Raw genomic sequence first — 20934 nt, forward strand, 5'->3', positions numbered from 1 at the left:
GCCTTAGTGCTATTTGATTTGGATCACTTGTTTTAAATTTAAAATTGATTTTTAAAGGATTATCCTTTCCTAATTGATTTTGATTATTCTTCATACCTAATTTGGTTTGAAAAACTGTCAAGTTTTTTCAGGATAAGACAGGTAGTTGGCTAAAATGATTTTTTAAACCAACTTTGTCATTTAGATCTATCTCCGCAGGGAAAGGGTGTAGTTTCATATTAATTGTTTCCACAATGGTAAAGATTAAACCTGCTGTGATTATACCTACGATGACAGAAATTATATTACGCTTCATTTGTTAAAATTTAATTGAATGCAAAAATATATATTGTGTTAAGTGGTTAATTGTAAAAATGTTACCTATTTAAGAAAAGGAATATAATGAGGTGTGATTTTCATAGATGGAAATGACCTATAAATATGAATATATTCTGTTGGTGTTAAACCAGTTAACTGCTTGAAGTTATTGTTAAAATGTGCTTGATCAGCATAATTCATTTCATAAGCTAAAATCGAAAGATTGTCTTGATTTTCTTTAGAAATTATCCGGTAAGAATCGTTTATTCTAATAATTGAAAGCAAAGTTTTAGTAGAAACACCTATATAATTATTAAATAGTTGATTTAGATGCTTACGTGACGTATTTAGCTCTTTAGTCATAGCATTTACATTAGATAAATTGTTTTCATTTAGTAGAGTTTTGATTCCTTTTATCTTGTTGTAGTTTATTTTTTTCTTAATTAACTTTTCGAATAAAAAATCCTCTATAATCAATACTTGTTCCTCGAGGGTTTTCGCAGAAAGCATTTTCTCCCAGATTTCTTCTGCTTCATAGGAGAAAACATTGTCAAGTGTTATAAATTCATTCTTAAAAAGAGAGAGTGGCTCTTTAAAAAACGCATAGCACCCTACAATTTTGAATTGAATGGTAAACATACGGCTCTTACCATAACTTTCTACATAGTTTGGTTTGGTTTGTATTCCAGCTATCCAATGTTTGTAATAATTGGCAGCTGAAGAGAAACTATTATCATGGAATAGCTTGAAGGCATCGCCTAAGTTAAATACCAAACTCATATTTGTCTTAGGTAAACTTATTCCTTTATTATTACCTTCTATATAAATATAATTTTCAATATATTCTTCAAGTAAACGGCTCGGTTTTATGGTTTTGACGAACATGTGTTGAATGATATTTTTAGAACCAAATAAACGGACAGAAATCATAATATCGTTCCTTCTCTGGTCTTACCTGTAGCAGATATCCAAATGATAATTCTAATCCACCATAACTATTGCTCGCTATGCGGAGAGGGGAAGTATTCATGTCATAGCTCAGTTGAATTGATGAGCGTTTGATGTCGTATTGAACCCATGGGATAAAGGCATCGCCTGCTCTCCAACTCACTCCCAGTTTAAGTTTATTTCGCTCTTTACTTTTAGGTGCCAGATTCATACCTACACCGCCGCCGAAAACGATTTCATATTTTTTATCCTGATACTGATAGAAAAAAAGAGGAATAATACTATATCCTTTGCCGATTCTGAATTCTCCGTTGACATAAATATTTATTCTATTTTGCAACAAGGTATTCGTAGATTTTCTTAAAAAATTCTGCTCGGAAGAAAGTAGGTGCTGCATAGAGGCTCCAATCCCTAAGATATGCTCCTGCATAAAAGTTTGTTGATAGTTTAATCCTATCCCAAAATCAAAAAAATTGAGGCTCAGTCTATCAAACTGCTCTGTGACTGGCAGGCTTGGGTCGAAATAATCCCCATTGAACTGTTCTGGAAATCTGAGAAGCTCAGGGTTATAACTTCTATTGATATAATTGACATTCGCACCTATAGATAGTATCATGAAATTGAGACCAGAGGTGATAAGATGATAAGCACCAGATCCAGTAGCCTGGAATGTCGTAAATTTAGAGTCTCCTGCTCTATCCGCTAGCACTTGTAGTCCCAAACCAAATTTATCTTTGGTCAATTTAAATGGGAAATTCATATCGGCGCTTATACCTATCGAGTTATAATTCACCGGAATAGTCGCCCATTGATTTCTGGCTATAGCCATGAGTCTTATATCTTCCTCCATAGCACCGGTATTAGCTGGATTTAGAAAGATAGGGGTACGATAATACTGGGAAAAATGTAAGTCTTGACTACGGAGGAAACTAAGAGTTAAAGAAAAAAGAATAAGGAGAAGAATAGAGACTAGCTTTTTTGCGTATACATTTTTATTATTGTAGCACAAAGTTACGCGAAGTATTGCACAAAGTTTCACTAAGTAATGATTGGTAGTTAGAATGGGTCTCTTGTTTTTTTGTTTCAAATCAGGCTTAAAAGAAATCTTGCTTAATTCTATGTTCAAATTGCTAAATAAGGTAACCACTGACCACTCTCCACTGACCACCGACCACTATTTTAATATCGTAATATTCCCTTTCTTGCTCATACTGGCGCCTCCTATACATTCTACATAGAGATGATATGCGAATACACCTGGTTCTAGTTCTATTCCTTTGTAGGTGCCATCCCAGCCTTTTTTCTGATTATTGCTTTCGAATACGACTTGTCCCCATCGATCATAAATCATTAAATGCATTTTCATGATATTATCACCCATGACATAGAGGGCATCATTCTTGCCATCTTTATTTGGCGTAAAGCCTGTAGGAAGATATACTTCGGGGTCTTCACATATTTCATAAAATACAGTGACAACGACAGAATCTCCACTTCTGCACCCCAGTGGATCTCGCACTTCTACATAATACGTTGTGGTTGTATCTGGCTTAGCTTCTGGTATCGGTATAAATCTATTATCGAGGGTTTTGGCAGGAGACCATACGTATCCTACGATATTAGAGGCACTGGCCTGCAATATGGTTTTAGAACCATACTCAATTCTACTAGGATTAGCAGTGACATTAAGGTCGTCTAAGTACCTACTGTAATCTACCTTAATCGAGTCTCTATATTTACATTTCGTAAATAAACTGCTCACGGCAACGCAGCGAATAAGCGTAGAGTCAATAATTTTATAGCTTACGATATTTTTGTTATTGGTTATCCAGTTATTTGGTGTCCAGCTATAGGTAAAGGTTGGACTAAAATTCGCATTCAAAGTTATAGTGTCACCTTTGCAAACTATTTTATTGCCAGCAATTTTGAGATACAAGGTGTCTTTTCGCATATTGATACTATCTATTACAGAGCAGCTAATACCCCGGCTTAAAATAGCATTAATATAGAACTTAGTATCTTTATCTATCCAAGCTCTGATTTTATGGGTGCCTTGACCAGAGAGAATAGGCTGAGATGGCGCCCATTGATAGCTCACATTGGCTATATTTGGTACTTCTAATTTTACGGTATCAAATCGGCAAACTGTAGAATCTCGACTTAAAAATTTAAATGATGAGTTACTAAAGATTTTGATATTTAAAGAATCCTTTAAATGACAATTATTAGAATCTACTACCGTGAGTTTATAAGTGCTTGGTTGTACTACGGTTACTATAGTCTTGCTCGTAGTAGCACCTGTTGACCATTGATAAGTAGCTCCATTCAATGGAGTAGCATTCAGCGATACGGTATCACCTGCACATATCATAGTATCAGCCCATAATTTTAAGTCTGGGTTTCCAGCGAACACAAAATGAGTATCTACTGCTGTACAAAGATTTTTAAATCTTGCTGAAACGAAGTAGTTTCTGCTGACATCTGTTTTGAAAACAGCTGTATTTAGTAGCGCATTAAATAGGGCATTGTTTGGCCCCCACGTATAGGTTGTATTCGGTATAAGATTGGCAGATAATCTGATAAAACTATCTTTACAGTTGCTATTCGGTCCTTGAATATTTATCAAATTTTCAAACAAACGAACCCGAGCAGTATCTCTGAACTGACAACTTGGTCTTGAATTGAGGGTAGCTTGGAAATAAATAGTGCTGTCAGAGTTAAATGGACCAAAGGTAGCTGGCGATACTCCCTGGGCAGATTGCAATAATCCTGGTGGATTCCATAAGATATTCCATAGAGGATTGACATTAGCTATCGCAGTTGTGTTTAATCCTTTACAAGTTATGGTATCTGGTTGCCAATTGACAGCATCTTGTAAAAGTTTAAAATGAATTGTTTTTGTAGCGAAGCATGCGTTATTGACACGATACTCTACACTAATAGTTCGGGTGGTATCTACGCGATACTGAGCAGAGGTAGCTCCCTGAGATATGATATTCGAACTCGGATTAAAACTATATTGACCACCAAGTAAATTAGATGAAAAATTTATCGTTAAAATTTCATTTTTACATCCTATTGTATCCATTTGTAGATTCAGCGCAGTATTGACCACCTGCACGAGCATGCTATCTCGCGATACACAATTGTATTCTGATATGTAGGTCGCTTTTACATAACTATTAGAATTAATAATAATACGTGCACTATCTCTATTTTGATATGCGATTTGAGTGAATGGCTCCCATTGATAGCTTCCTAGAGCATACTTGGTTCCAGTGTATAGGGCTTCTTCTAGATTACATACAATATTAGGGCCATTTATAGTTAGTGGTTTGGCGGTGTCTATTAAGACGGTTTGTTCTATGGTATCTGTACACCCATTTTTCGTGAGATAGGCACGAAAAGTAGTTTGAGTATTGACCTTAACCTTTGGAGAAAATGTGTTGCCTCCTGTCATTTGACTGCTAGGAGTCCACGATATGGTAGCGTTAGGATCTACTATTCCAGTTAAACCTATAGTGACAGAGTCTCCTTTGCAGCTTTTAATCTGTGGCAATGTCGTAAAGGCATTATTGAGAATATATATTGGTTTTACTATAGTATCTGTTTTATTACAAGCTAAATTGTCATTGATTATTAAAGTAACATTTTGTAAACCGTAACTAGTAAATGTAAAACTAGGATTCGTTTGAGTAGATGTTCCTTGACCATTAAAATTCCATACATAGCTAGGATTAGCAGCTACACTTCGCGAGGTATTTGTGAAATTGATGGATAAATTTTGACAATTCGTATTCGCGGTAAAATCTGCTTCAGCAGTATGAGAAGTATCTAGATGTCTTACCAGAAAAGAATCTAAAATATAGCATTTTTGGGTGTCTTGAATATGTACAAAAAAGAGCTGTGATTGAATAGGTTTCACTCTAATATGAGCAGTATCTGACCTACCTATAATTGGAGGAAAGGGAGTCCACTGATAGTTAGATCCACTCATCAAGGTGGCTCGAATGGCAGCTGTATCTCCAGGGCATATGAGAGAATCTCCAGTGATTTTTATGAGATCATTGACGATACGTATCTTTAATGAATCAGATTCAATACAGTTATTGTCTACGACAGTCATCCGATAAAAGCTTGTTTGTGGCACACGGAACGTGGCGGATGTATCCGTTTGATTGATAAGCAGGGAGGCTGGGCTCCACTGAACATTGGCGCCTTTTGAACTATTATGCTTAATTGTGACCAAGCTATCTTTACACTTGAGTGTGTCCGCAGTTATATTCATAAATAAGTCTATGAATTTAACCAATGCTGAATCTTTAAACTGACAATAACTTTTTTGATTGTGAGTAGCTTCTATGAATACTTTCCTATTCGTATTACTAAAATTGAATCTTGCAGGACTGGTGCTCTGTGGGGTAATTAAAGTTGCTGAAGGCTGCCAAACTATGGTATAATTCATATTGGTATTGGCCGTGGCTACTACATCTTCATTCCAGCAGAGGATACTATCTACCTGCCAGTTCACAGCATCTTTTAACAATTTTATTCTTATAGAATCTTTGGCAATACAACTAGCAGATATGGTTTTCGTGACAACAAGGGTGAAAGTAGTATCCACTATAAATCTGGTAGTATCTGCATTTTGATATATAGGAGTAATTGTAGGGGAAAAAGTAAATATGCCTCCTTGAAAGTTAGATTTCGCTATGAGAGTTATGACGTCTCCTTTACAGGCTATGGTGTCTGCATTCAAATGGAGGTCTGGACTCCCTCCAAAAATTGTTTTAGTGGCAGAACTAATACAACCATGAGCACTTGTATAGCTTACAGAGATAGTGATAGGTAAGGCGGAGAAAGAATACTCTGCAGTATCTTTATTTGAGCGAGAAAGTATATTTTTAGGAAGCCAGTCGTAGCTACCTTGCGGGTACTTGTTAGTTGTGTATATAGCTTTTGCTCCAATACAAGACAAACTATCTCCTAATATAGTTAAGGCTTTAGGAGTGTCTACTATGACATTTTGATAAAAGGTATCTGTACAACCGGTTTTTTGAATGATAAGTCTATACTTAGTTGTAATAGAAGGAGAAGCAAATGGAGCTAATATTGTAGTATCATCTAAAGTTGAAGTTGGAGACCATCTGAAAGTAAGACCAGTATCTACAATATTGGTAAATCCAATACGAGTAGAACTCCCCGTGCAGATTGTCTTGTCTGTTAAAGTATCTGCAGTTGTACCGAGTACAATGATAGATTTAATCATAGTATCTGTAATATTGCAGGAAGTGGTATCCCGCACCACGAGTCTTGCCGTGTAAATTCCTGGTGTAGTAAAAGTTATAGTAGGCTCTTTTAATGTGGAGGTTGCACCATTGCTAAATAACCAAAAAAACTGAGTATTATTACTAACCGTATGACTAAAATTATTCATTTTAATATTAGCGGGGGCGCAAGCTGGTGTATAGGAGAAATCGGCTGAGACTGGAAGTCCGAAATCAAACTTAAAGACCCCAAGATTACAATTTGAGCTATTGTTGGTAGGACCTATTACAGATGCTGCATTGGGGTAGATTGGGAAATTTTGCTGTCCACCGCATCCAGCACAGACGGCATGATAGACGATCCCATTTTTATCAAATCGACTCGTACCTCCATCGACATGTTCTTGTGATAGGGCTGTAGTACCACCAAAAAAACTACCATAGTACAAGGCACTCAAATTTCCCTCCAAAATCATCATATAAAATCCATTCCCAAGCGTAGTGGATTGAAAAGCATTGGCTGTTACAGGAAGACCACTTGTCGTAAGTGAAAATGTATTGAATGAGCCTAAATTGCTACCCCATCCGGTAATGAAGATTTTATCACAATAGTCTACTAAGAAAGCTGTGGGAGAGATATCAGGGTTTTGATTTCCTCGACCAAACATGGTTGATCGAACCTTGGTAGTAACTGTTGAGTTGAGAATAGATACGAACTGCCCCGTATGTGGAATAGAGTATGCGGCACTTACTAAGTAATAATTCGTACTATTATGTGTAGTTTGCCCTAATACATAAACTTGATTGGAATTATCAGTTTCTACAAAGTAAATCTGATCATAACTACTGGTGCCATAGTAGGTAGCGAATCTGAGAGAAGTTAGATTATTATTAAGCGATACAATCATTCCATCTGTAGATCCACTGTAACTTCCGTTCACAACCCCCGCAGTTGCGCCTATATTTGAAGAGGCTGTACCACCTGCCGCAATTATATTTCCAGTATTATCAAAACATAAATCATAGATGGCATCATCTCCTGATCCACCTATATAGGTAAATGCTAATAATGTAGTTAAATTTGTATTAAATTTAGCTAGGATACCATCGTAGCCGCCTGTATTTGTTGTCTTAAACCCTCCTGCAACAGTTGGTAAATTATTGGAATTCGACAATGATGCTAGATAAATATTCCCAGATGTATCCGTTTCTATTTCTCCTCGAATACCGTCGCCATAGTTCTTAACTAAATCCGTGCTAATTCCTACTCCGTCAGTGCTAGATCCACCAAAAAACGTAGACCCAACCAATCCAGTTCCAGCTGGATTAAATTTCGTTATGACTATATCTGCTCCATTGGGATATGAAATACCTAATCCATTCAAAGAGGCAATTCCTGATAGAGCAGGACCACCAGAGAATGTCGTTCTAAAAGCACCTACTGTTGTTGGAAAATTAGAGGAGCTTGTGGTAGAAAGCAGTATAAGTCTATTGTTAGCATCTACTACCAAGCTATGCGGTACATCATAGCTGGAACCCCCGATGTAGGTTGAATAAATTCTAGCATTTCCCGTAGGACTAAATTTTGTAATTCCCACGTCTGATTGACCACCGAAGGTGGTTTGGTAGGCTCCAATAGTTGTAGGATATCCTGTTGCAAAAACTAACCCAGTGCCATAGAGGTTACCTGCATTATCATAAGTCGCTGAGGCGCCAAAATTATCTCCAGTAGAGCCGCTGTAGGAACTAAATATAATTTGCGGATCTATTTCCAAAACTTGATTTTCTTTAATATTTTTAATATCAGCTTGGAAACTTAAGATATTATTTTCAAGAATAAAATTGCTAGAAATATCACTAATTTGACCTTCTTGATGGAGAAAAGTGATAGGCTTCTCATCAACCACATCCCCTAGTACGGTTGTGGATACCAGATCTCCTTTGGCATCAATGTAGATACCCGAAAGTCCATTAAATTTCATCTGAATATCTCCTACCTTGGCCCCTGCACGCAAATAAAAAGTATATTTAGGTTGAAAATACTTTGAACTAATAACGAGGTCAATGTTTGGATAGATATCTTTATATCGAATGTCTTCATAGCCATTGCAGCCACCTTGCCATTTTGTAGGGTCATCGCCTAGAAAATAATTGAAATATTCTTGAAACTTTTTTTCAGCTACTATTTGAGTATTCATGTTACTATTGATGAACTCAATATTATAAGCATGTCCTTTACATATTCGGTTAAAATCAAAACTGGAGTCAAATTTGTGGCTATTATTTTCGGTGACATTGACAGTTATTTTGTTGTTTTCTAAATAGATAGCACCATTGCGAATAGCGGTTTTATACCGTACATTATTATGCCATTGTCCTTTGTTTTCGATATAAATCAGCTTACTAGACTGCCCACTATGTGCGAGACAGAGTGTATGCATGACCAAAAGCGAAAGAAAACTAAGGATTTTTCTCACATTAAAGTTTTGTTGCTTAGATATATTAGTCTCACAAATATAGCTAATTAGAGCAAAATCTTCAAGGATTTTTTAGCATATAAATCATTTTTTTATATACATTTGCTATAGTTTTAAAATCTAATCATGAATTTAAAGAGTGTATTGCTTCTTTTCGCTCTCATATTTTATATCATTTTATGTAGTAGATATTACGTTTGTGACATTAAAAATCTGTGTCCCGAGTCTGATAGTTCAATTCATGAACAGTCTTTTCCATTAAGGTTTTTTAAGAATTCTCATGCTTATGTTTTAGGAAATTTTGATATTTATTCAGATTCTATAATTCAGTTGAGTAAATTCAATAATATTGAAATTGTAGGTTATTATTCTAGTGACGAGGTGAATCATTCTGAATATGAAAATTTAGGTTTGGCTAGAGCAAATGTCTTAAAACAGCTCCTAATAAATCGTGGACTTGATTCTAATAAAATTAGCGTTTTTAGTCATAGTCAGCAACTTGAATTCACAGATAGCTTAAGTATAGCTACTATGGTAGATAAAGCTGTAGAGTTAGATTTAAATAGTGAAGCGGTGCAGATTGTTACCCATCACGGTATTTCGGAGGTTTATTTCCCTTCGAACTCAGATAGTGAAATAAAAAGTGAGGTGCTAGAATCTTTTTTGAACGAATTAGTTCAAACATCCATTGGTAAAAAGATAAAATTGGTAGGGCATACAGATAATCTAGGGGATGAAGAATCGAATCAGATCTTATCCTTAAATAGAACACATACTGTGCGAGATCGTCTGATAAAACTGGGTATACCTGAAGACAAAATAGAATGCGAGGGAAAAGGTTCAAGTGCCCCTAAGGTAAATAACTCTACACCTGAAAATCGCTCACTAAATAGACGAGTAGAGGTAATTATTCTTTAAATTCATTCAAATTTATTAATTATGATAAAATCATTCCTAATTTTAAATGCTTTTGGACAAAATCTAACGGAGAAATATGACGGAAGCGATGCCACGGCCCACATTCTGCTCATGCTTTTAGGTGCTGCCCTTATTGGGTTCTTATTAAGACATTTTATCGGATTTAGAAAGAAAGAATATATCATTGAACAAAATTCAAGTTCTAGTGGCTTCGAGACTACAGGTGATTTAGCAGAGCAAATAGAAAGACTTCGATTAGAAATCAATCGATTAAAAGGAGAAACAGATGAATCTTCACAAGTCTCAGGATTAAAAAGTGCTATTAAGAAAGTCGGTGGTCAAGGTGGAGGCAGCATGAAACCTAAACAAGAAACCACAACTCTTGGAGAAATTTCTGCCTTAGCTTCACTTAAAAATGCAGAGGTCAAGACTCTAGGAGACCTTGAGTCCAATAAAACCGAAAATGAGAAATCAACACAACCATCTATTAAAAAGAAAAGTAGCGCTAGCGATGATCTCAAAGTGATAGAAGGTATAGGACCTGCTTTAGAAAAGATGCTCAATGAAAATCAAATATTCACCTATGAACAATTAGCTAGTAAAACAGTCAGTGAGCTCGATGAATTGCTGGATAAGGCCGGTCCTCGCTTCCGAGTGCATGTGCCTGAAACCTGGCCAGAGCAGGCTGCTCTTCTAAGAGATGGTAAAACCGACGCCTTCAAAGCACTCACGGAAAAGCTGAAAGGCGGGAGGAGGCTTTAGTTGTTTAACAAGAGCTGTTTTTCACTCTTTATGAATTAAGTGCTAAATTGTCTTCCCAGAGGTTAAACATTAGCGAGAAGACACTAGGAAAGTTGTGTTAATAAATAGAATTTTGTGAATTTGGGGCGCAAAACTTCAAAACTCCTTCATTATTTTAAAAAATCGTAAGTTTGTCTTTTATCGAATATTAAAAGATGAACGCATTTGAAAAACTAGAACATTACAGGAAACTCGCTCAGCAAGGAGGAGGAGAGAAACGCATAGAATCTCAGCATAAGAAAGGAAAACTTACTGCACGGGAGCGCATAGAGATACTTCTAGATCCAAGTTCTTTTGAGGAAATAGGTATGTTTGTTGAGCACCGGTGCACGGATTTCGAAATGCAAAATGAGAAGTATCTCGGAGATGGCGTAGTGACTGGTCATGGGACTATTGATGGGCGTTTAGTTTATGTATTTTCTCAAGATTTTACGGTATTCGGAGGTTCACTTTCGGAGACACATGCAGAGAAAATATGTAAAATCATGGATTTGGCAGTTCAGAATGGATCACCGATTATCGGTTTGAATGATAGCGGAGGTGCGCGTATACAAGAAGGTGTGAGTTCCTTAGGGGGGTATGCAGATATTTTTTGGAGAAATACCAAAGCCAGTGGCGTGATACCTCAGATATCAGCTATCATGGGGCCATGTGCAGGCGGTGCGGTCTATTCTCCAGCTATTACGGATTTTATTTTTATGGTGGAGAAGACCAGTTATATGTTTGTAACAGGTCCTAATGTCGTAAAAACCGTTACCCATGAAGATATCACAAGTGAAGAATTGGGTGGTGCTGATACCCATTCAGGCATAAGTGGGGTAACTCATTTTAAAGCACCGAATGAGGTTGAGTGTTTAAGCATGATTCGAAAATTGGTAAGTTATCTGCCTCAGAATTGTGAAGATACAGCTTTTCAAAATGAGTTTAGTATAGGGAATGAGTCGCGAGAAAAACTTGACACGCTCATACCAGCTAGTCCCAATCAGCCATATGATATGCACGATGTTATTGAAGGAATCATTGATCAAGATTCTTTTTTTGAAGTTCATAAAGACTGGGCAGAAAATATAATTTGTGGATTTAGTAGAATAGGTGGACGCAGTGTGGGTATTGTAGCTAACCAACCTAGCAGTTTGGCAGGGGTCTTAGACATTAATTCGAGCAGAAAAGCGGCACGTTTCGTTCGTTTCTGCGATGCATTTAATATTCCTTTATTGACCCTAGTCGATGTTCCTGGATTTCTTCCAGGTAAAGATCAGGAGTGGCAGGGGATTATCACGAATGGAGCTAAATTGCTTTTTGCATTCAGTGAAGCGACAGTTCCGAAAATTACGGTGATAACCAGAAAAGCCTATGGAGGAGCCTACGATGTTATGAATTCTAAACATATTGGCGCCGATGTTAATTTAGCATGGCCTAGTGCGGAGATAGCGGTCATGGGTGCAAAAGGAGCAGCAGAAATTATATTCAAAAATGAGATTAATGCTTCAAATGATAAAGAGGCTACATGGAAAGAAAAAGAAAATGAGTATACAGAAACCTTTGCCAATCCATATAAAGCTGCGGCTAGAGGGTTTATTGATGAAGTTATATTTCCTAGAGAAACTCGATTGAAAGTCATAAAAGCATTTACCATGTTAGAAAATAAAGTAGTTAATCTACCTAAGAAAAAGCATGATAATATTCCTCTTTAGATTTGATTGCTGAATTTTTAATTTAAATATTGTGCGAAATGAATGCATACTTAAAAATACAAAAGCTGCTTCTAACAGCGACCATTCAATATATTAACTAACCAATTTTACATGTACGAATTTCATACAAACACACAATGGTATTACGAAATGCAGACACTAAATGCGGAGAAGTCAGTTATTCCATTTATTGAAGAAGTATTTCCAGTTAAGGAAGGAATGAAGGTTTTAGAGGTGGGTTGTGCTGAAGGAGGTGTATTAAAGGCATTTATAAAGCGAGGTTGCTATGGAGTAGGTGTGGAGTTAGATGCTGCGAGATTAGAGAAGGCAAAAGAGTTGAATGCGGAATACATTCAAAATAATCAGGCACAGTTTATAGCCAAGAATATTTATGATTCAAGTTTTCAATCTGAATTTAATGAACATTTCGATTTAATTATTCTAAAAGATGTCATAGAACATATACATGATCAGGAAAAGGTGATGCCTGTTTTAAAGCAGTATTTGAAAAAAGGAGGTTGTATTTTCTTTGGTTTCCCACCATTCAATATGCCTTTTGGAGGTCATCAGCAGATTTCTACGAACAAAATCTTCGCCACGCTACCTTATTCTCATGTTCTTCCTTGGCCATTGTTTAAATTGCTTCTAAAAATATTAAAAGTGCCTTCTCCGGAGGCCTACATTGAAATAAAAGAAACAGGAATATCTACGGCTAGGTTTGAGCGAATAGTGAAAGATACGAATTTAAGCATCATGAATGAAAGGCATTATTTATTCAATCCCATCTATGAGTATAAATTCGGACTCAAACCTCGAATTCAATTTTCATTTATTAAAGCGATTCCTCATATACGCGATTTTCTAACTACTTGTGTTTTTTATTTGGTAAGGAAATGATACGTATTTCTTTTTTGTTTTTTGTAGCAAGTCTTCTGTTTTCATTGAGTTCGAAAACAAGAGTTGAAACTAAAGCAGACTTGGGTAAAAAGTTATTTTTTGATACGCGTCTTTCGAAGAATAATAAAATTAGCTGTGCTAGCTGTCATAAGCCTGAATTTGCTTTTGCAGATACTTCTGCTGTTAGTCTTGGAGTCTATGGTCGTGCAGGTAAGCGCAATAGTCCTAGTGTGATGAATATGAATTCAAGGGAAGTGTTTTTTTATGATGGTCGAGCCAAAACACTTGAAGAGCAAGCTACATTTCCTATCCAAGATCATAATGAAATGGATATTCTTTTGGATAATGCTTTTGAGAGAATTATAAACGATAAAATTTATCAAGGCTTATTCAGAAAAGTATATAAAGAGAATCCAAGTCGAGTGAATATACTCAATGCAATAGCAGAGTTTGAGCGTACTTTAGAGACCACAAGTCCTTTTGATAAATATATGGGAGGTGATGAGAATGCAATTTCTGCCTCCGCTAAAAGAGGACATCAACTATTTCTAGACCAAAAGAATAAGTGCTTTGAGTGCCATTTTTCTCCAGATTTTACCGGAGATGAGTTTCGAAATATAGGGCTATTTGATGGTAAGAGATACAATGATAGTGGACGATTTCAAATCACAAATGACCCATCAGATTTAGGTAAATTTAAAGTGCCTGGTTTGCGAAATGTGGCGGTCACTGGACCTTATATGCATGACGGAAGTATGAAAACTCTTAACGAGGTCATTCAGTATTATAATGATATATATTCAATAGTTTCCAATCCCATTAATGAAGACAGTTTAGTTAAACAGAAGTTGAATTTAACGGAAACAGATATGCTAGATATTGAAAATTTCTTAATTTCGCTCACAGACCCACAATTTAATCATCTGCTTCATGGAAAAAATTCTCATCATAGGCGAGGAAAGTCTCTGTCAACTTCTAAGAAAAAAGTTAGATAACAAGGTTTATGAAATAGAAGTTTCCGATGGGGATGATGAAGAAGACTTCAAAAACTTCGATATCATTTTTGATTTGAATTTTGACGACGATTCTGAGAATTTCCCCATTTATGCAGGACTGAGAGATAAGCTCATTTTCTTATCCTCAGTCAAGCAATCGATAGCAGAATCTGCATATATCTATCCAGCAAAAGTTCGCTCACATATTTTTGGTATCAATGCTGTAGAATATTATTTAAACACGAATATTATTGAGCTATCAGCTTATCGTAAAAATGAATGGTCAATAGCCTTAGATTTTATGTCTAAGTTTAATTTAAATGTGATACAAGTAGAGGATGTTGTCGGTATGTTCAGGCCAAGGGTTGATTTTTTAGCTATCAATGAAAAAATTAAATTGCTAAATGAGAATATAATTTCATTAGAAAATGATTTTTTTCAAAAAGATTTTCAATTTATTGATAAAATTGGCGTTACTCCTATATTTGAAGTATTAATGGCCATCTATGAAGATACAAAAGATGTTTGCTACTTACCCAATACTATGCTTAAGAAAAAATATTTAAGAAATCATAGTTTTGTGAAATGATGCTGATTTATATTCCTGCTCCTAGTCCAAGAGTGCAATATATCTTCGACTTTGTACTGAAGGAAACTTTGGCTATAGATTATGAATTAACCTCGAATAAAGATTTTTTTAACTCAGCGGATAACCGTATGAAATGGTCTTATGGGGAATATATTCTTGGACTACCATCTTTGCCAGCGGCTAGGTTATTGTGGGAGACAGATATCCAGCATCAGTCATGTCATAAGTTAATCGTAGAAGATTTAGTTGTCATTTTTAAAACGGTAGAATACGATGGCATAGGTTACGATATTTTTGCCTCAATGTTTTATTTGATTTCGCGTTATGAGGAATACTTACCCTGTGTCAAAGATAAACATGGACGCTACGCCGCTATTCAATCTATTGCCTTTCAGTACGGTTTTCTGGAAACAGCTATGGTTAATCGATATATACTATGGTTTGGAAAGTGGCTTCGACACAAATTTTCTGACATTGATTTTAAGCTATCTAGACCCAAAGCCCTCATGACAGTCGATATAGATCATCCATTTTATACTCGCGATGTATCTTTAGGTAAATGGTTAAAACGTAGTTTAAAAGAACTTTCTTTTCTAGATGCGAAAGATAAATACGATACAACAGATTATATGCTCGATGTTTTAGGAGATTTAACATCTATATTTTTCATATTATGTCCAGAGCATCCTTCGGAAGTCGATCACCACAATCAAAGGGACAGTGAAGCTTTTCGTGCTATGATAGATAAGTTTCAATCCAAAGCCAAAGTAGGACTGCACCCTTCCTACTATGCAGAAGAAAGAGGACTCTTCTCTGAAGAGTATGATTGGTTATCCAGACTGCATCAGCGACCCATAAAATCTGTTCGTTTTCATTATCTTCGATTTGATGTAGAGACAACTGCTAACGTATTGATTCGACATGGTATTCAAAATGATTTTTCGCTCGGATATGGCACACATATAGGTTTTCGCACAAGTACGAGTTTGCCATTTTATTTTTTTGATTTAAACAAAAATAGAAAGACCCACTTGAAAATATATACCCCATGTATCATGGATAGTATATTCAAGCATCATAGGAAACCAAATTTTCAAGAGCATTTTCAGCAGTTGTATGCTGAGGTATTAAATTATGGAGGTGTTTTTATTCCTATCTTTCACAATGACATTATTGCTGAAGATGAGTGGCGACAAAATTTCGAATCGAGTATCGAGTTAATGAAAAAATTGGTTTAAGATAGTATGGTTTTTCTTTTAGATATTGATGGTGTGCTCAATAAATCAGATTATTTTACCACGTCGTATTCGAAAGATTTCGGTGTAGACCCTCAAATATTTAGTCAGTTCTTTGAATCAGAATTTCCATATACTTTGACAAATGATAAGGATTTGAGTGAGATGTTGCCTACTTTTTTAAAGATATGGAAATGGGAAAAGTCAGTAGATGAATTTTTAGATTATTGGTTTCGCAATGATGTCAAGCTTGATCGAGAATTACTTTTACTTATAAGACATTATAGGCTTTTAGGGTATCGTGTGGGTATCGCATCACAGCAGGAAAGGTGTCGAAAAGAATATTTATTATATAATCAAGGTTTGGACAATGAGTTTGATTGTTTTTACTTTAGTTGCGATTTAGGATATTTAAAGTCCGAAGCGAACTTTTACAAGGCTATATCGGAAAAAGAGTCGAACCCTATTTATTTATGGGACGATACTCCAGCTGTCATAGAAAAGGCTGCACATCATGATTTTCGTGCGTATCTTTATCACGATAATCAAAAACTAAAGCAAGAAATAGAAGTAATTATACAACAACATGAATTTTAAAGTTCTACACAGTTCCGCAATTAACGCAGCAAAGTGGAACGACTGCGTAGAAAGATATCAGATGGATATTTATGATGAATTTCATTTTCTGAATGCTGTTTGTCTAGATAATTGGTATGGTTTTGTATGGGGAGATTATGAGAAGATTCTTCCATTTTATCGCAAAAAGAAGTGGGGAATATTACCTTATATATGCATGCCCCCATTTTGTCAAAAGTTTGATAATAGACCATTGAGTGAAGAAGAATGGGAAGGTGCTTGGACTTATCTTAAAAGTAATAATCTGAAAATCGATTATGCTGTAATGGATAGGAAAGAAGAAAGTGAAGCTATTGAAAAATTTAACTTTGTTTTGGATAAATCGGATAAAAACATAGATCAGATTAGGGAGAATTATTCTTCATTACTAGTTAAAAATTTGTCGAAAGCGAAAAAGGAGCTTGAATTAAATTTAGAACTCTCTCATGTTGCTCTCGAGTTATTTCTTGCCAGTTTACCTTTATTTAAAAAATTAGTTTTCAAAAAATATGCGTTAAACTTTTGGAAGTTAAAGTCTAGCCTGTTAAAATACAATTATGCTTTGGACAAGGTTGAAAATAAACAGGTGGCTATATTAATGTATGTCCAACTCAAAAATAGAGTTTATTTGCTCTTTCCATATTCCTCTGACGAAGGTAAGAAAATGCAAGCCATGAGTTTTTTAATCAATTCCATAATAGAACAGAATGAAATAAAAGTTATTGATTTTGAAGGTTCTAGCATAGAGTCCATCGCTAATTTTTATTCCCAGTTTGGAGCAGAGAAACAATCATTCTGGTCTCTTAACTGGAAATGTCGATTTTTCCCAATATAATCCCTCATTTTTAATATTTTATGACTATCTTTGCACTCCCATTTTTAAAAAGTGGGAATTCATAATATTGTTAACCCTTTAAAATTAAACTTGCAATGCAAGACTCAAACAACAAAGCAGCGTATAACACTGCACACGACGACTTCGATTGGACGGTAAGTAAAAGAAATGTAACTACTTATGACGAGTCTACAAGAAAAAATTACGATGAAATGTATGGTAACTCATTGAATACGATCAATGAGCACGAAATCATTTCTGGAAAAATAGCCGCCATTACCTCTTCCGATGTGGTATTAAACGTAGGCTTTAAATCAGATGGACTCGTTCCATTATCTGAATTTAGAGATATTGAAAAACTGGAAATTGGTCAGGAATATGAGGTGTATGTAATGTCAAAAGAAGACAAGAAAGGTCACCTTGTTTTATCTAGAAAAAATGCAAAATTATTCAAAGCGTGGGAGCAGATTAAAACTTCTCATGCAAATGAAGAAATAGTGACTGGTTACATTAAGTCTAAGACTAAAGGTGGTTTGATCGCCGATGTATACGGCTTAGAAACCTTCCTTCCTGGTTCACAAATCGATGTGAAGCCTATCACAGATTACGATCAGTATGTAGGTAAGACTATGGATCTTAAGATTGTAAAAATCAATGAGTTGATTAAAAATGCAGTCGTATCTCACAAAGCACTTATTGAAGCTGACCTTGAAGGTCAGAGAGCAGCTATCATCGGTCAATTAGAGAAAGGTCAAGTACTAGAAGGTGTGGTGAAGAATATCACAGACTTCGGAGCATTTATGGACTTAGGAGGTGTAGATGGTCTTCTTTATATTACAGATATATCTTGGGGTAGAATACAGCATCCAACCGAAATTTTAGCTGTTAATGATAAGGTAAACGTAGTCGTACTTGACTTTGATGATGATAAGAAGAGAATTTCTCTGGGTATGAAGCAGTTGACCAAGCATCCATGGGATGAAATGATGGAGAAATTGAATGTAGGTGATACTATTGAGGGTAGAGTAGTGAATGTAGAAGACTATGGTGCATTTTTAGAATTGACACCAGGTGTTGAAGGATTAGTGCACGTTTCAGAGATTTCTTGGTCTAATCAACCTGTAAATAGTCGTGAATTCTTCAAAGTAGGCGATACGCATAAAGCTAAAATCATGACTATAGAAAATGATGACAGAAAAATGTCTCTTTCTATCAAACATCTTCAAGAAGATCCATGGGCTGGCATTGCGGATAAATTTGCTAAAGGTACCAAGCATACTGGTCTTGTGAAAAATATTACGGCTTATGGGGTATTCGTAGAATTAGCAGAAGGTATTGGAGGAATGGTTCATATCTCTGACCTAAGCTGGACTAAGCGTTATGGTCATCCAAGTGAGTTCACTTCTGTAGGTAAAGAAATTGATGTAGTTATACTAGAGATAGATAATGAGGCTCGTAAAATTACCTTGGGACATAAGCAGATTGAAGAAGATCCATGGGATACATTTGAGAAAGTATTCCCTGTTGGCAGTATTCATGAAGCTACTGTCATCAAGCGCGATGAAAAAGGTGCTGAAGTAGCCCTTCCTTATGGCTTAGAAGCGTTTTCTCCTACCAGACATGCTAAGAAAGAAGATGGTTCTATTATAGATATCGATCAGAAATATGAATTTAAGGTTATTGAATTCGATAGAAATGATAAGCGAATCTTAGTGTCTCATACACGAGTGTGGGAAGAGCGAAAGGCAGAAGAAAAGGCTGCAGAGCATGATGAGAAAAAAGCTGAGGCTCTTAAAACTAAAAAAGCCGTGCAAAAACTGAATGCTTCTACTGATAAGTCTACATTAGGTGACTTAGATTCATTGCAAGCACTTAAAGAACAGATGGATAAGAACGAAAATTAATATTATCAATCTTTATCATAAATGCCACTCTGCTAGGGGTGGCATTTTAATTTTACTTTAGTTCAAGCTTAAACTAAAATTTGTTTATATTTGCTATAAATAATTCTATATTAAATCTATATGGACCCCGAACCCCTGAGTTACTCCAATATTTTTCTCACTCTTTTTTTAGTATTTCTCAATGGATTTTTTGTAGCAGCAGAGTTTGCTATTGTTAAGGTTCGTAGCTCTCAATTAGAGACTTTAGAAAAAGGTTTTGTTTCCAAACTATCTAGGCACATTGTGCAGCATTTAGACGGCTATCTCGCTGCTACTCAGCTAGGTATTACCTTGGCTTCGCTGGCTTTAGGTTGGGTAGGCGAAAAAACAATGGAGCATTTCATTCATAGTGTTTTGTCAAGTTTGAGTTTTATTGATCCTATTCAAGCAAAAACTCTTTCTGATAAATTCGCCCTACCGATAGGTTTCTTCATTATCACTATGTTGCATATTGTTTTTGGAGAATTGATTCCTAAATCTATTGCCATAAGAAGTCCTTTAAAAACTACACTATTTATTTCAGCTCCTCTAAAAGTTTTCAGAACACTTTTCCTACCATTAATTTCCTTTATGAATGGTCTCGCTAACCTTTTTCTAAAAGCTATGGGAATGCGTATGCATGAAGAATTGGTTCACAGCGAGGAAGAATTGAAATTAATTATTTCTGAAAGTGCTGAAGGTGGAGCTATAGAGGACAGTGAACGAGAGCTGATTCAAAATGTTTTTGATTTCGATGACAGATTGGTTAAACAAATCTTTGTACATAACTCAAAAGTAGTGGGAATTCCTGTCGAAATTTCTATCGAAGAAGCTTCTCGTATAGTCTTGGAGCAGGGTTATTCGAGATATCCTGTTTTCAATGCTTCCTTAGATAATATAATAGGCATGGTGCACTCAAAGGATATTTTGAAAAATTTAATTGAAAAGCAGTCGAAGAAGGTGAGTGAAATCAAACGAGATGTATTGTTTATCAATGAAAATAAGCGTGTTATGGATGTGCTCCGCTCTTTTCAGAAGAATAAGACAGAATTCGGAATCGTCGTAGACGAATTTGGCGCTACCATAGGGATTATAACCATGGAGGATATTTTGGAAGAGTTAGTGGGAGATATTCAAGACGAACATGATGAAGAAATTAATATAGTAGAAAGGTTAGATGCAAATACTTATCGTGTGTATTCGCTCAATAGTATCGATGATATTAATGAGCAACTGCCATATGAAATCCCAAAGGATGAAACTTATGAGACATTATCTGGTTACATTGCTTCCTTAAGCCCTGAACTTCCTGAAAAAGGAGAGATTTTTGAAGATGAGCACTATCATTACAAGATATTAACAATGAGCCGCAAAAGTCCTGAATTAGTAGAGGTGAAGCTCAAGGGATAATAATGTGGATTTCTTTAATATATCTGTAGGTAAA

At 35.7% G+C, this 20934-nt stretch carries 15 protein-coding genes; 11 read left to right on the plus strand and 4 right to left on the minus strand.

Annotation, left to right across the window (positions count from 1 at the left end):
* Positions 1–127: 127 nt before the first annotated feature.
* The 4 genes from JNL75_02000 to JNL75_02015 form a co-directional block, all read right to left on the minus strand.
* Complete coding sequence (locus JNL75_02000) at positions 128–295, minus strand: hypothetical protein (protein MBL7788589.1); 168 nt, start codon at positions 293–295, stop codon at positions 128–130.
* A 65-nt stretch (positions 296–360) separates the two neighbouring features.
* Positions 361–1182: an AraC family transcriptional regulator gene (locus JNL75_02005; protein MBL7788590.1), complete on the minus strand. Its 822-nt coding sequence runs from the start codon at positions 1180–1182 to the stop codon at positions 361–363.
* Positions 1183–1198: 16 nt separating this feature from the next.
* On the minus strand, positions 1199–2413 hold the full coding sequence (locus tag JNL75_02010; GenBank protein MBL7788591.1) for a PorP/SprF family type IX secretion system membrane protein: 1215 nt from the start codon (positions 2411–2413) through the stop codon (positions 1199–1201).
* Positions 2414–2419: 6 nt separating this feature from the next.
* The gene (locus JNL75_02015; GenBank protein MBL7788592.1) at positions 2420–8989 is read right to left on the minus strand and encodes a gliding motility-associated C-terminal domain-containing protein; all 6570 of its coding nucleotides are present in this window, start codon (positions 8987–8989) and stop codon (positions 2420–2422) included.
* A 126-nt stretch (positions 8990–9115) separates the two neighbouring features.
* On the opposite strand from JNL75_02015, the gene JNL75_02020 reads away from it, so the two are divergent.
* The 11 genes from JNL75_02020 to JNL75_02070 all read left to right on the plus strand — a co-directional run bounded on the left by JNL75_02020 (position 9116) and on the right by JNL75_02070 (position 20900).
* On the plus strand, positions 9116–9907 hold the full coding sequence (locus JNL75_02020; protein MBL7788593.1) for an OmpA family protein: 792 nt from the start codon (positions 9116–9118) through the stop codon (positions 9905–9907).
* Positions 9908–9928: 21 nt separating this feature from the next.
* The gene (locus tag JNL75_02025; protein MBL7788594.1) at positions 9929–10669 is read left to right on the plus strand and encodes a hypothetical protein; all 741 of its coding nucleotides are present in this window, start codon (positions 9929–9931) and stop codon (positions 10667–10669) included.
* A 194-nt stretch (positions 10670–10863) separates the two neighbouring features.
* Complete coding sequence (locus tag JNL75_02030; GenBank protein MBL7788595.1) at positions 10864–12402, plus strand: acyl-CoA carboxylase subunit beta; 1539 nt, start codon at positions 10864–10866, stop codon at positions 12400–12402.
* Between the two features lie 111 nt (positions 12403–12513).
* A complete protein-coding gene (locus JNL75_02035) occupies positions 12514–13299 on the plus strand; it encodes a class I SAM-dependent methyltransferase (protein ID MBL7788596.1) in 786 nt (261 codons plus the stop codon).
* Positions 13296–14294 (plus strand): c-type cytochrome, encoded by a 999-nt coding sequence (locus JNL75_02040; GenBank protein ID MBL7788597.1) that lies wholly within the window; start codon positions 13296–13298, stop codon positions 14292–14294. The genes JNL75_02035 and JNL75_02040 overlap by 4 nt, the downstream gene beginning before the upstream one ends.
* Positions 14230–14883, plus strand: coding sequence for a hypothetical protein (locus JNL75_02045; protein MBL7788598.1), 654 nt, complete (start codon positions 14230–14232; stop codon positions 14881–14883). Before JNL75_02040 ends, JNL75_02045 begins: the two co-directional genes overlap by 65 nt.
* The gene (locus JNL75_02050; protein ID MBL7788599.1) at positions 14880–16121 is read left to right on the plus strand and encodes a hypothetical protein; all 1242 of its coding nucleotides are present in this window, start codon (positions 14880–14882) and stop codon (positions 16119–16121) included. Before JNL75_02045 ends, JNL75_02050 begins: the two co-directional genes overlap by 4 nt.
* Positions 16122–16127: 6 nt before the next feature.
* Entirely contained in the window at positions 16128–16715 is a 588-nt protein-coding gene (locus JNL75_02055) for a hypothetical protein (protein MBL7788600.1), read from the plus strand.
* Positions 16705–17568, plus strand: a complete 864-nt coding sequence (locus JNL75_02060) for a hypothetical protein (protein MBL7788601.1) — start codon at positions 16705–16707, stop codon at positions 17566–17568. The genes JNL75_02055 and JNL75_02060 overlap by 11 nt, the downstream gene beginning before the upstream one ends.
* Before the next feature lie 95 nt (positions 17569–17663).
* Positions 17664–19472 carry a 30S ribosomal protein S1 gene (gene rpsA, locus JNL75_02065; protein MBL7788602.1) on the plus strand — a complete coding sequence of 603 codons (1809 nt, stop codon included), beginning with the start codon at positions 17664–17666 and terminating at the stop codon, positions 19470–19472.
* A 120-nt stretch (positions 19473–19592) separates the two neighbouring features.
* Entirely contained in the window at positions 19593–20900 is a 1308-nt protein-coding gene (locus tag JNL75_02070; protein MBL7788603.1) for an HlyC/CorC family transporter, read from the plus strand.
* The last annotated feature ends 34 nt before the right edge of the window (positions 20901–20934 follow it).

It is taken from the genome of Chitinophagales bacterium, assembly GCA_016787225.1.
In the GTDB taxonomy this organism is placed as follows: Bacteria; Bacteroidota; Bacteroidia; order Chitinophagales; family JADJOU01; genus CHPMRC01.

Coding starts and splice junctions, on each gene's coding strand:
- JNL75_02000 (MBL7788589.1), bottom strand. CDS start 295: ATGAAGCGTAATATAATTTCTGTCATCGTAGGTATAATCACAGCAGGT.
- JNL75_02005 (MBL7788590.1), bottom strand. CDS start 1,182: ATGTTCGTCAAAACCATAAAACCGAGCCGTTTACTTGAAGAATATATT.
- JNL75_02020 (MBL7788593.1), top strand. CDS start 9,116: ATGAATTTAAAGAGTGTATTGCTTCTTTTCGCTCTCATATTTTATATC.
- JNL75_02025 (MBL7788594.1), top strand. CDS start 9,929: ATGATAAAATCATTCCTAATTTTAAATGCTTTTGGACAAAATCTAACG.
- JNL75_02030 (MBL7788595.1), top strand. CDS start 10,864: ATGAACGCATTTGAAAAACTAGAACATTACAGGAAACTCGCTCAGCAA.
- JNL75_02035 (MBL7788596.1), top strand. CDS start 12,514: ATGTACGAATTTCATACAAACACACAATGGTATTACGAAATGCAGACA.
- JNL75_02040 (MBL7788597.1), top strand. CDS start 13,296: ATGATACGTATTTCTTTTTTGTTTTTTGTAGCAAGTCTTCTGTTTTCA.
- JNL75_02045 (MBL7788598.1), top strand. CDS start 14,230: ATGGAAAAAATTCTCATCATAGGCGAGGAAAGTCTCTGTCAACTTCTA.
- JNL75_02050 (MBL7788599.1), top strand. CDS start 14,880: ATGATGCTGATTTATATTCCTGCTCCTAGTCCAAGAGTGCAATATATC.
- JNL75_02055 (MBL7788600.1), top strand. CDS start 16,128: ATGGTTTTTCTTTTAGATATTGATGGTGTGCTCAATAAATCAGATTAT.
- JNL75_02060 (MBL7788601.1), top strand. CDS start 16,705: ATGAATTTTAAAGTTCTACACAGTTCCGCAATTAACGCAGCAAAGTGG.
- rpsA (MBL7788602.1), top strand. CDS start 17,664: ATGCAAGACTCAAACAACAAAGCAGCGTATAACACTGCACACGACGAC.
- JNL75_02070 (MBL7788603.1), top strand. CDS start 19,593: ATGGACCCCGAACCCCTGAGTTACTCCAATATTTTTCTCACTCTTTTT.